The sequence below is a fragment of the Novosphingobium sp. Chol11 genome, assembly GCF_945870625.1.
GTDB lineage: Bacteria > Pseudomonadota > Alphaproteobacteria > Sphingomonadales > Sphingomonadaceae > Novosphingobium.
Genome location: NZ_CAMBTS010000098.1, coordinates 1 through 12,047, shown reverse-complemented (window position 1 = coordinate 12,047; position 12,047 = coordinate 1). Strand labels below are relative to the sequence as shown.

Sequence of the window (12,047 nt, the reverse complement as noted above, 5' to 3'; positions counted from 1 at the left end):
GGGTGGGCAGCCTCCACACACAAACTCCTTGACAAAACGAACCATATAGGCTAAATGCCCCGCAGATCGGGAGCGGGCTTGGCCGGCCTTGCCTTCGCTCTTTCGGGTTTGTTCGCCCCGCGAGCAGGCCCGATGCGACCGGTGCGGGCTGCGGGTTCAATGTGGGGCGGTTTCCCCAAGTCCTTGATCAGGCGACTTACCGCGCCAGCACAGGATCATGGTCCATCGGGCGTTTGGGCATCTCAGATCCCCAGACGCTGTCAAGAAACCGGCACGCAGGCGAGCCGCTTCCCCGGTTTTGGGCTTTGATCGACAAAATGGCTGCGCCGGAGAGGATCTGCGCTCCCGGCCACTCGCACCCCCAAGCAGAACACGACGCCCCACCCCGCAGCGCTCCTCCCCGCGAGGAGCAATGCAGGCGCCGCACCGGTCGCGCGATCCCCCTGCTCCCCCACCACTGGAAAACTGCGCCCACGCCGCCAAATCCAACAGGAATTGGCGGGTTTTTTGCGTGCAATACTCTTCCTCCAAACACCACCGTCACCCCGAGTCAAGCCCGGGGTGACGAAGGGGGAGGTGGGGCTGAATTACCCGTTATCCGAGCGCCCTAAGAACCGCCAAGATCGTGCCAGCGGATCAGAGCAGCCCCAGCAGCTTTGTCCCCAGCACCGTCGTCAAAAACACGAATACCCCATAGACCCCCGCCCAAAGCACCAAGCGCGGCGGGCGGGCGAGGTCGGGGCGACCTTCGGGATAGACCAGTTCCATCACCGTGCCTTCCGCGAAAGCGCGGGTAGAGCCATAAACCGCGTCGACCACCTCGTGCTCCGCGCCCTCGGCGCTGAAGCGAAACCGCGCCGCGAAATTGCGGTGCCCTTCGTCCATTGAGCCGCGATAGCCGACCACCGTGGCGAGCACCCGGCGCGGCGGCCGGGTCAGCCGCAGCCAGTCATGCCGCGCGAGCGCCCACAGGCTGAACAGGCACAGCGCCAGACCGGCGAGAAGAAAAGTGAGCTTCATCCAGCCGTGTTTGGCACGGGCGAGGTTAAGGCGAGCCTACGATGCTCCCTCGCCCTTCAGCCCGCCTCTGCCTCATGCTCAAGCCGCGCGGCCAGCACCGCAATCTCGCTCGGTTCGAGCAGCCAGGTGCGCGTCGCGCGGCCTTCGCGGTGGACCGGGACGGTCAGCAGCAACCGCGCATTTTCCCGCGCATGGGGCTTGTAGAGCGCAAAGTGCATCGTGCATTCGCGGATCGTGCCGATGATCGGCACGCGGCCCTCCAGATCGATCATCGTCGCGCTCTGATCCCAGGGGATCCCCGCAACCGTCACCCGCCCCGAACTGCTCATGGGTCAAACGTCCAAGTTGGCCACGTTCAGCGCGTTTTCCTGAATGAAATCACGGCGCGGTTCGACCACATCGCCCATCAGCCGGGTGAAAATCTCGTCGGTCACGTCGGCGTCTTCGACTTTCACCTGCAGCAGCGAGCGGTTGTCGGGATCGAGCGTGGTTTCCCACAATTGCTCGGGGTTCATCTCGCCCAGCCCTTTGTAACGCGCAATGGAGAGGCCCTTGCGTCCGGCCGCCAGCACTTGTTCGAGCAGTTCGGAGGGGCGGCTGATCCCTGTGCCTTCCTTTTCCGCGCGGCGGCCACCGCCGGCGATCGCGGCGGCCGGTTCGTCCTCGCCCGGTGCATCCGCGTCCTCGGGCTCAGGCTCGGGCACAGCCGCCGCCGCGCCCGTGCGCACCAGCCGCGCCGGCGAGGAATAGATCGCGGCGTGTTCGCCTGCCAGCCGCGCCAGCTTGCGCGCCTCGGCGCTCGCGAGGGAGCTGGCCTCGATGATGTGATGGTCGATCACTCCGCGCCACAGCCGCTGCAGGTGATAGCCGCCTTCCGCGCTCCCCCCCTCGACGGTCATGGCAACGGTCATGGCCGCGCTCCAGCGCGCCTCGCGGTCGCCCCGCTCCAGCCATTCGACCGAAACCGCCAGCGCCGCGGCGCGCGCCGCGCCATCCAGATCGGGCTCCAGCGCGCCCGATAGCGCCAGCGCCTCGATGATCGCTGGGTCATAGCGCTTGGGCACGAAGGCCATCAGATTGCGCATGCGCAGCGCATGTTCGACCAGCTCGTCGAGCTCGCCGCTGCCGCGCGCGCCGCCCACCGTTTCGAGCACCCGCCCGGCGGTCCCGGCTTCCACCAGATAGCGATCGAGCGCGGGGCCATCCTTGAGGTACACCTCGCTGCGCCCCTTGTTCACCTTGTAGAGCGGCGGCTGCGCGATGAAGAGGTGCCCGGCGCGGATGATATCGGGCATCTGGCGGTGAAAGAACGTCAGCAGCAAGGTGCGGATATGCGCGCCGTCGACATCGGCGTCGGTCATGATGATGATCTTGTGATAGCGCAGCTTGGCGAGCGTGAATTCGTCGCGGATGCCGGTGCCCATCGCCTGAATCAGGGTGCCCACTTCTTTTGATCCGATGATCCGGTCAAACCGCGCGCGCTCGACATTGAGGATCTTGCCTTTGAGCGGCAGGATCGCCTGAAACTTGCTGTTGCGCCCGTTCTTGGCCGAACCGCCTGCGGAATCGCCTTCGACCAGAAACAGTTCGGATTTGGCCGGATCGCGCTCCGAGCAATCGTGCAGCTTGCCCGGCAGGCTGGCAATATCCATCGCGCCCTTGCGCCGGGTCAGCTCGCGCGCGCGCTTGGCCGCCTCGCGCGCGGCGGCGGCGTCGATCACCTTCTGGATCACCATCTTGGCGTTGGCGGGGTTCTCCTCCAACCATTCGCTCATCTTGTCGGCCATCAGGCTTTCAAGCGGCTGGCGCACTTCGGAGGAGACCAGCTTGTCTTTGGTCTGCGAGGAAAACTTCGGGTCGGGCAGTTTGACCGAGACAATCGCGGTCAGCCCCTCGCGCATGTCATCGCCGGTCAGCGAGACCTTTTCCTTCTTGAGCAGGCCCGATCGCTCGGCATAATTGTTGATCGTGCGGGTCAGCGCGGCGCGGAATGCGGCCAGATGCGTGCCGCCGTCGCGCTGCGGGATGTTGTTGGTGAAGCACAATACGTTTTCATAATAGCTGTCGTTCCATTCGAGCGCGACTTCGATGCCGATGCCGTCGCGGTCGGCCGAGATCGCCACCGGATCGGGCATCATCGGCACTTTGTTGCGATCGAGATACTTCACGAACGCGCCGATCCCGCCCTCGTAATAGAGATCGTGTTCTTTCACATCGGCGTGGCGCTTGTCGCGCAGCAGGATGCGCACCCCCGAATTGAGGAACGCCAGCTCGCGGTAGCGATGCTCGAGCTTGTCGAAATCGAACTCCAGCACATTCTTGAAAGTGTCGTGGCTGGCGGAGAAGGTCACGCGGGTGCCTTTTTTTCCACTCGGTGCTGGCCCGCGCTTGATCAGCGGGGCGACGGCATCGCCGTGCTCGAAGCGCATCCAGTGCTCTTCGCCGTCGCGCCAGATGGTCAGCTCCAGCCATTCGGAAAGCGCATTGACGACCGACACGCCAACGCCGTGGAGCCCGCCAGAAACCTTGTAGGCGTTGTCATCGCTGGTGTTCTCGAATTTGCCGCCCGCATGCAGCTGGGTCATGATCACTTCGGCGGCTGAAACGCCTTCCTCGGCATGGATGCCGGTGGGGATGCCGCGCCCGTTGTCTTCGACCGAAACCGAACCATCCGGGTTCAATTCGATCAGCACCAGATCGCAATGCCCGGCCAGCGCTTCGTCGATTGCATTGTCGGAAACTTCGAACACCATGTGGTGCAGGCCCGAGCCATCGTCGGTATCGCCGATGTACATGCCCGGGCGCTTGCGCACCGCGTCGAGACCCTTCAAAACTTTGATCGAATCTGCGCCATAAGCGTTGGCGTTGGGGATGTTTTCGTTGGTGCTTGCCATCTTCAGGCCATAGCCCTTGGGGGCATGAAACCCAAGCGAAACCGCCCTGTTTTGCACAGGAGGACATGGGTCTGGCGGCCAATTGCTGCGGTTTTGGGACAAGGCCCTTTGCACCGGCGCGCGCGCATGCTCAAATACCCGCCAGGTCGCCGCATGGGCCCGGTTTTGCGGGCGCGGCGGCGGCAAAATGATGCTGTCTACCAAGGGGATCTTGCGCACATGATCAAGCCACTCGCAGGCGCGCTTTGCGCTGCCATGTTCACCACATCCGCACTGGCGCAGGCCCCGCTCCGGCCCGATCAGCAGGCCTTTCGCGAACTGTACCGCGAGATGGTCGAGACCGACACGTCGATCACCACCGGCAGCTGCACCGCGCTGGCCGACAAGATCGAAGTGCGGCTCAAGGCGGGGGGATTTGCGGCCGAGGCAATCACGCGCTTTGCCGTGCCCGATCATCCCAAGGAAGGCGGCTTGGTCGTGGTTCTGCCCGGCACCTCCAAGACGCTGAAGCCGATCCTGCTGCTCGGCCATCTCGATGTGGTGGTGGCCAAGCGTGAGGATTGGACCCGCGATCCTTACACCTTGATCGAGGAGAACGGCTATTTCTACGGCCGCGGCACCGCCGACATGAAGGCGATGGACGCGATCTGGACCGACATGCTGATCCGCTTCAAGCAGACGGGCTATAAGCCCAAGCGGACGCTCAAGCTCGCGCTTACCTGCGGCGAGGAGACCACTTGGGCGTTTAACGGCGCGAAGTGGCTGGCGGAAAACCGGCGCGATCTGATCGACGCCGAATTTGCGCTGAACGAAGGCGGCAGCGGACGTTCCGATGGCAAGGGCAAAGTGCTCAGTCTTGGCCTCCATGTCGGCGAGAAGGCCGTGGCCAATTTCCGGATCGAGGCAACCAATCCCGGCGGCCACAGCTCTACCCCGATCCGCGACAACGCCATCTACGAACTCGCCGACGCGCTGGTCAAATTGCGCGACTACGATTTCCCGCTGATGCTCAATGATACGACGCGGGCATTTTTCGCCAAGCTCGGGCCAGCTCGCCAGGATGCAATCGGCAAGGCGATGACCGCGATTGTCAGCGCCCCGGCGGGCAGCGCCGAGGCGGCGGCGGCGGAAACCGTGCTCAACACCGACCGGCTCTATCACTCCATGCTGCGCACCACGTGCGTCGCCACCTTGCTCGAAGGCGGGCATGCCAACAATGCCTTGCCCCAACGCGCGGCGGTCAATGTCAATTGCCGCATCTTTCCCGGGGTTCCCGCGGCAACGGTCAAGGCAGCGCTCGAAAAGGTGATCGCCGATCCCAAGCTGACGGTGACGGCGGTCGATGCCCGCACCATTGCCCAGCCGCCTGCGCTCACTCCGCAGATCCTCGGGCCTGCGGAAAAGCTGGTGGCGAAGTACTATCCCGGCGTGCCGCTGGTGCCGCTGATGTCGACCGGGGGCACCGACGGGGTGTATCTGGAGGCGGTTGGCATCCCCTCGTATGGCCCGCCAGCGCTTTACGGCGATCCTGATGGCAATGGAGTCCACGGACTGAACGAACGGGTCAGCGCCAACGCCGTCTATAAGGGCCGCGATCTGCTCACCGATCTGGTCAGGGCATATGCCGGGCAACCTTGAAGCGCTCCTTCGGAGTTGCCGCCTCAAGAGTTGTGGAAAGCGCACCAGCTTTCCCCTTGACGCCGCCGACTGCGACGTGCTCATTCCGGGCAACGTCACGAAGTAGTCACGCCAATCGCTCAAAGCCGAACATAACGAGGCAATTGAGCAGGCGCGCGAAAGGGCCGGATCGAAGGATGCTTCATCAGGATCTGATAGAACGGACGGCAGCAGCCAGGCCCCATAGCGGCGATGCCGCGCCATTGCCCAGCACCGCGCCATTGCTCAGTGATCGCCACCTCGCCAATTGCCCGGCCCTCGTGCTCAATGCGGACTATACCCCGCTCAGCTACTATCCGCTCAGCCTGTGGCCCTGGCAGACCGCGATCAAGGCGGTGTTTCTCGAACGCGTCGATATCGTCGCGACGTATGATCGCCAGGTACACAGCGTCTCGCTCGATATGAAGATCCCCTCGGTGATCGCGCTGCGCCAGTTCGTGAAGCCCAGCGAATTTCCCGCCTTCACCCGCTTCAACTTGTTCCTGCGCGACAAATTCATGTGCCAGTATTGCGGCAGCCCCGAACAATTGACCTTCGATCACGTCGTCCCGCGCCGCCTTGGCGGGCGCACCACGTGGGAAAACGTCGCGGCGGCCTGCGCGCCGTGCAATATGCGCAAAGGCGGGCGCACCCCGGCGCAGGCGCAAATGCGGCTGATGGAGCAACCGATCCGGCCGACCTCGTGGCAATTGCAGGACAAGGGCCGCGCCTTCCCGCCGAACCACTTGCACGAAAGCTGGCGCGACTGGCTCTATTGGGATGTCGAGCTGGACCGTTAGGTTTCAGCGCACCCCGGCGCAGGCCGGGGCCTCAGGCCATTAAGCGCAGCGCGCTCAGGCCGCCGCGCTCTCCGGCACCGCGCCTTCCGCAACCGCGACTGGCGCAACCCGCGCCGCTCCCCGCAAAAACAGCGCGAGCGCGATTAGCGAGAACGCTGCCGAAATCAGCATCGGCATTCCCGGCAGGTTGTAGACCGCGCCAGCGCCGCTGAAATGGGTGAGTGATTGGGTGTAAAGCGGCGGGCCGACAATCGCCGCGATCGAACCGGTCGCCTGCACCGCGCCCTGCAATTCGCCTTGGCTGCGCGCATCGACTGCCCGGCTGTTGAGCCCGGCCATGGCCGGCTGCACAAGGCCTTGCAGCGAGCCGATGGCAATGCCGAGATAGACCTCCCAAACGCTTGTCGCAAAAGTATAGATCACCGCCGCCATGATCATCGCGGCGACCCCGACAATCACCAGCTTGCGTTCGCCGAACCGGGGCAGCGCCACGCGCAGCAGCCCGCCTTGCACCAGCGTGCTGCCCACGCCCACCGCCGCCAGTGTCAGGCCCACTTGCGTCACGGAAAAGCCATAGGCGGCGATGGCGAAATAGGCCCATGCGGCGGGATAGACGATCCTTGCCAACTGCCATGTGCTCAGCGCCGCCACCAGCCAGAGCACTGTGCCATCGAGCTTGCTCAGCGCCTGCAACGCCGAAAACGCATTGGCGCGCCGCCAATGGAACGGACGGAGGTTTTCGGGCACGAGCGATTCCTTGAGGAATGCAAAGCCGAACGCGAAGTTGGCCAGCGCCAGCACGCCTGCGGCGAAAAACGGCACGCGCGGGCCGAACGTGCCGAGCAGACCGCCCAGCGCCGGGCCGACCACGAAGCCGATGCCAAAGGCAATGCCCATCAGGCCGAACCCGGCGGCGCGCTTTTCGGGCGGGGTCACGTCGGCAATATAGGCATAGGCGGCGCTGAAACTTGCGCCGGTAAAGCCCGCCAGCACGCGGCCGATCGCCAGCCACCATAGCGCCGGTGCGAACGCCTGGAGCATGTAATCCAGCCCCATCACGCCGACCGACGCCAGCAGCACCGGGCGCCGGCCAAACCGGTCTGACAGGTTGCCCACGATGGGCGCGCCGAAAAATTGCGCCACCGCATAGCCCGCGCCCAGCCACCCGGCATAGCTGGCCGCGGCGGCAATCGGCATCTGCGAAAGATCCATGATCAGGTGCGGCATCACCGGGATGACGATGCCAAAGCCGAGCATATCGATCAGCACGATGGCAAAGACAAAGCCGAGCGATGCGCGGTGGGGCGCGGCCTCACCTGTCGCGGTTGGTGTAGCCACTACGCAGCGCGCCGCGCCAGCGCGGCTTCGCTCTCTGCCAGCAATTGTGCCATGATCTGTGCGACTGGCTCTTCCTTGCTGACCATGCCGACCGATTGTCCGGCCATCAGCGAGCCATGCTCGATATCGCCGTCGATCACCGCGCGGCGCAGCGCGCCGGCCCAGAAGTGTTCGATCTCCAGCTGCGCTGCGCTCATATCAAGCTCGCCCGCATCCAGCCGCGCTGCCACTTCGATCTGCTTGGCGGTAAATGCCTCGGTGCCCTTGTTTTTGAGCGCGCGCACCGGGATTACGGGAAGGCGCGGATCGACTTGCACCGAAGCCACCGCATCGCGCGCATTGCCGCGAAAGAAGGCCTTCTTGAAATCGGGATGGGCAATCGATTCGGTGGCGCAGGCAAAGCGCGTGCCGAGTTGCACCCCGCACGCGCCCATTTCGAGATAGGCCGCGATGCCTTCGCCCCGGCCGATCCCGCCCGCCACGAACACCAGATGCTCCGCCGCCAGCTCGGGCAGGAATTCCTGCGCCAGAACCGAAGTGGCGACCGGGCCGATATGCCCGCCGGCCTCGCTGCCTTCGATCACCAGCGCATCGGCGCCCGAGCGAAACAGCTTCTTGGCCAGCGCCAGCGTGGGGGCGAACACGATCACTTGGCCGCCGCCATATCCTGCCCTTGGCGCCTTGATCGCCTCGATCGAGCCCTTGGGCGGAATCCCGCCTGCAAGCACAACGTGGCCCACTTCGTGCCGCGCGCAGACCTCGATCAGGTCAAACAATCCCGGATGCATCGTGATCAGGTTCACGCCAAAGGGTTTGGCTGTCAGCAGCTTGGTCGCGGTGATCTCGCGGTCGAGCAGTTCCGGGCTCATCGCCCCGCAGGCGATCACGCCAAATCCGCCCGCATTGCTGATCGCGGCGACCAGATTGCGTTCGGATACCCACGACATCGCGCCGCACAGGATCGCGTGGTCGCTGCCCAGAAAGGCCGCGCCGCGCGTCATCATTGCAGCAGTTCTGGGAAATCCGTTCATTATGACACTCCGCCTGAGCTTGCCGCGCTGCGCGCGACCATGGGCCGCCCCCGCGCGCGTTTAGGGCCTCGCGGCGCGCACGGCAAGCCGCACGCTGCCCCGTGGCACTTTCGATCAGATGCGCGTGATTGACCGCGCAAGACGATCACTCTGACGCGATGTATCGGTTTGGCCGACTTGTCCGGCAGGCCTGTTTCAGTTCATCGACAGGCTCAGGGTGAGCGGGGTTCTGTTGCGGCTTCGTGCTGGCAGATGCGAGGAGTAATCTTGGTCAAAAGCTTGCTTTGCCGTCGTCCCAAGCGACGGCGGGGCCGGCCAATCCCGCCAGCTTACGCGCCGTCCAGCCCATAAGCGGTGTGCAGCACGCGCACCGCCAGCTCGACCTCGTCCTCGTCGATCAGCACCGACACCTTGATCTCCGACGTCGAGATCGCCTCGATATTGATGCCCCGGTCGGCTAGCGCCTTGAACATGGTCGCCGCGATCCCGGCATGGCTGCGCATGCCCACGCCCACCACCGATACTTTGGCAACCTTGCTGTCCGCGATCATGCGGTCATAGCCGATGGCGGCCTTGCACTCTTCGAGCACCGCCTGTGTGCGCGCCAGATCGGCGAGCGGGCAGGTGAAGGTCACGTCGGTCGCGCCGGTGTCCTGCGCGATGTTCTGGATGATCATGTCGACGTTGATGTTGGCCTGCGCCAGCGGGCCAAAGATCTGCGCCACCACGCCCGGATGATCGAGCACGCTGGTCAGCGTCACCTTGGCTTCGTTCTTGTCGGCGGCGATGCCGGTGATCAGCTGGCTTTCCATGTCTTGTCCCTCCTGCATGCGGTCTAGTTCCTCGTCGCTGACGATCATCGTGCCGGGGATGGTGTCAGCCGCCGGCGCATCGTCGTCGATGAACGAGGAGAGCACTTGCACGCGCACCCCTTCTTTCATCGCCAGGCTGACCGAGCGTGTCTGCAAGACTTTCGATCCGACCGAGGCCAGTTCGAGCATTTCCTCGTAAGTGATGTTCTTGAGCTTGCGCGCCTTGGCCACGATGCGCGGATCGGTGGTATAGACCCCATCGACATCGGTATAGATATCGCAGCGATCCGCCTTGATCGCCGCCGCTACCGCCACCGCCGAAGTATCCGATCCGCCGCGCCCCAGCGTGGTGATCCGCCCGTCATCACTCAGCCCCTGAAAGCCCGGGATCACTGCGATCTCGCCCGCTGCCATCGCCGCGCTCAGCGCTTCTGCGCCCACGCTCTCGATCCGCGCTTTGGCATGGCCATCGTCGGTGTGCACCGGCAATTGCCAGCCTAGCCATGAGCGCGCCTGGCAGCCCAGCGCCTGCAGATGCATCGCCAGCAGGCCCGAGGTGATCTGCTCGCCCGCCGCGACCACCACATCATATTCCGCCGGATCATAGAGCGCGCTGGCCTCGCGGCAGAAATTCACCAGCCGGTCGGTCTCGCCGGCCATCGCCGAGACGACCACGGCGACTTCGTGCCCCGAATCCTGCTGGCGCTTGACGATCCGCGCCACGCGGCGAATGCGCTCGGTCCCGGCCATCGAGGTGCCGCCGAATTTCATCACAATCCGGGCCACTGCGCGCGCCTCCCGTCCATCCGCCAGAAACATTCCCGCATGGCCCTCTCGACCACGCCGAGGCGGCGGTTTAGAGATCGCTCATGAGCAATGCAACCACCGCCGCGAACCTTGGCGCAAATCCGGCCACCATCCGCCCCGAGGAAGCCGCGCATTTCGGCAGCCTCGCGGCGCAGTGGTGGGATCCCAAGGGCTCCTCGGCCATGCTCCACCGGCTGAACCCGGTGCGGCTGGGCTTCATCCGCGCGGCCATCGACGCGCATTTCGGCCTCGATCCAAAGGCGCGCCGCCCGCTGGCGGGCAAGCGCGCGCTCGATGTCGGCTGCGGGGCGGGCCTTCTGGTCGAGCCACTGGCGCGGATGGGCGCGGCGGTTACGGGGGTCGATGCGGCGGCAGAAAACATCGCCGTCGCTGCGGCCCATGCGGCCGGCGGCGGGCTGGCCATCGATTATCGCCACGGCGAAATCGGCGCGCTGGGCCTGTCCGGCTTTGATCTGGTCACCGCGCTGGAAGTGATCGAACATGTGGCCGACAAGCCCGCGTTCGTCCGCGCGCTGGCCGCGGCGCTGGGCGATGGCGGGCTGATGGTGCTGTCCGCGCCAAACCGCACGCTGGCCTCGCGGCTCTTGCTGGTCGAAGGGGCCGAGGCGCTGGGCATGATCCCGCGCGGCACGCACCACTGGGACGATTTCATCACGCCCATCGAATTGCACGATCTGCTCGCTGCCGAGGGGCTGGCCATGGGCAACCCCAGCGGGATCGCGTTGCACCCGATGAAGGGGCTGCATTTGTCCGATAATCTGGCGCTGAATTACATCGTTACCGTGACACGGGCCAAGCCGGGGGAGCAGCAGTAATGGCGGCCGAACGCTTTGAACGCCACAAGCAGGCGTGGACCGGCGAAGAACTGCAGAAGCTGCACACGCTGGCCAAGAAAGGCATGGCGCTCAAAGCCATCGCCAAGGCGCTCACCCGCAGCGAAGAATCGGTGAAAGACCGCGCCCGCGCCGACGGACTGCCGATTGCCAAGCTGCGTTAGCCAGCGGCTGCTTCATCGAACTGCGGGATCGTCCATTCCTCCAGCGCCGCAGCCTTGACCCAGGCCTGCATCCATTCGTGATCGCCCAGCGCATCCATATAGGCCCGCGCAAATCCGGGTACAGCCACGCCGTAAGTGGTAAACCGCAGGGCCACCGGCGCAAACGCGATGTCCGCCGCGCCGAAAGCGCCAAACAGAAACGGCCCGCCTTGCCCATAGCGCGCCCGCGCTTCGGCCCATAGCGTGAGGATGCGCACCACATCGGCATGCACGGCGGGGGAAAGCGGGAGCGGCGCGGGGGCGCGGCGCAGGTTCATCGGCAATTCGCGGCGCAGCGCGGCAAAGCCTGCGTGCATCTCTGCCGCCATCGCCCGCGCCATCGCGCGGGCAGGCGCGGCCTTTGGCCAAAACCGGTCGCGGCCCACTTTGTCGGCAAGGTGTTCGAGGATCGCCAGACTGTCCCACACCACCACGTCATCGTCCCACAGCACCGGTACTTTGCCGTGCGACGGGGCGAGCAAGGGTTCGCTGCGCCAGACAGTGTCCCAGCCCGCGCCATAAAGCGGGATCACCTGCTCTTCAAACGCGAGACCCGATTGCTTGGCAGCCAGCCAGCCGCGCAGCGACCAGCTCGAATAGCTCTTGTTGCCAATGACGAGCTTCATCGTCTC

At 64.9% G+C, this 12,047-nt stretch carries 11 protein-coding genes; 4 read left to right on the top strand and 7 right to left on the bottom strand.

Annotation, left to right across the window (positions count from 1 at the left end):
- Positions 1 to 636: 636 nt before the first annotated feature.
- Genes Q0O40_RS13185 through gyrB form a run of 3 tightly spaced genes read right to left on the bottom strand, consistent with a single transcriptional unit; the run spans position 637 to position 3,914 of the window.
- The gene (locus Q0O40_RS13185; RefSeq protein ID WP_295530658.1) at positions 637 to 1,020 is read right to left on the bottom strand and encodes a hypothetical protein; all 384 of its coding nucleotides are present in this window, start codon (positions 1,018 to 1,020) and stop codon (positions 637 to 639) included.
- A 56-nt stretch (positions 1,021 to 1,076) separates the two neighbouring features.
- A complete protein-coding gene (locus tag Q0O40_RS13180; protein WP_295530657.1) occupies positions 1,077 to 1,349 on the bottom strand; it encodes a hypothetical protein in 273 nt (90 codons plus the stop codon).
- 3 nt (positions 1,350 to 1,352) lie between these two features.
- Positions 1,353 to 3,914, bottom strand: a complete 2,562-nt coding sequence (gene gyrB, locus Q0O40_RS13175) for a DNA topoisomerase (ATP-hydrolyzing) subunit B (protein WP_295530654.1) — start codon at positions 3,912 to 3,914, stop codon at positions 1,353 to 1,355.
- A 219-nt stretch (positions 3,915 to 4,133) separates the two neighbouring features.
- On the opposite strand from gyrB, the gene Q0O40_RS13170 reads away from it, so the two are divergent.
- Positions 4,134 to 5,552, top strand: a complete 1,419-nt coding sequence (locus Q0O40_RS13170) for a M20/M25/M40 family metallo-hydrolase (RefSeq protein WP_295530651.1) — start codon at positions 4,134 to 4,136, stop codon at positions 5,550 to 5,552.
- Positions 5,553 to 5,728: 176 nt separating this feature from the next.
- A complete protein-coding gene (locus tag Q0O40_RS13165; protein ID WP_295530648.1) occupies positions 5,729 to 6,370 on the top strand; it encodes an HNH endonuclease in 642 nt (213 codons plus the stop codon).
- Positions 6,371 to 6,424: 54 nt separating this feature from the next.
- Here Q0O40_RS13165 and Q0O40_RS13160 read toward each other — a convergent pair whose 3' ends face one another.
- The 3 genes from Q0O40_RS13160 to Q0O40_RS13150 form a co-directional block, all read right to left on the bottom strand.
- Positions 6,425 to 7,708, bottom strand: a complete 1,284-nt coding sequence (locus Q0O40_RS13160) for an MFS transporter (protein WP_295530646.1) — start codon at positions 7,706 to 7,708, stop codon at positions 6,425 to 6,427.
- Positions 7,708 to 8,739 (bottom strand): nitronate monooxygenase, encoded by a 1,032-nt coding sequence (locus Q0O40_RS13155; protein WP_295530643.1) that lies wholly within the window; start codon positions 8,737 to 8,739, stop codon positions 7,708 to 7,710. The genes Q0O40_RS13160 and Q0O40_RS13155 overlap by 1 nt, the downstream gene beginning before the upstream one ends.
- A 329-nt stretch (positions 8,740 to 9,068) precedes the next feature.
- A complete protein-coding gene (locus Q0O40_RS13150; protein WP_295530662.1) occupies positions 9,069 to 10,322 on the bottom strand; it encodes an aspartate kinase in 1,254 nt (417 codons plus the stop codon).
- Between the two features lie 98 nt (positions 10,323 to 10,420).
- Between Q0O40_RS13150 and ubiG the strand changes: the two genes are divergently transcribed.
- Entirely contained in the window at positions 10,421 to 11,194 is a 774-nt protein-coding gene (gene ubiG / locus Q0O40_RS13145; RefSeq protein WP_295530640.1) for a bifunctional 2-polyprenyl-6-hydroxyphenol methylase/3-demethylubiquinol 3-O-methyltransferase UbiG, read from the top strand.
- Positions 11,194 to 11,376, top strand: coding sequence for a hypothetical protein (locus Q0O40_RS13140; protein WP_295530636.1), 183 nt, complete (start codon positions 11,194 to 11,196; stop codon positions 11,374 to 11,376). Before ubiG ends, Q0O40_RS13140 begins: the two co-directional genes overlap by 1 nt.
- Here the strand turns inward: Q0O40_RS13140 and Q0O40_RS13135 are convergent.
- A complete protein-coding gene (locus tag Q0O40_RS13135; RefSeq protein ID WP_295530660.1) occupies positions 11,373 to 12,041 on the bottom strand; it encodes a glutathione S-transferase family protein in 669 nt (222 codons plus the stop codon). The two genes, Q0O40_RS13140 and Q0O40_RS13135, sit on opposite strands and share 4 nt — an antisense overlap.
- Positions 12,042 to 12,047: the final 6 nt, after the last annotated feature.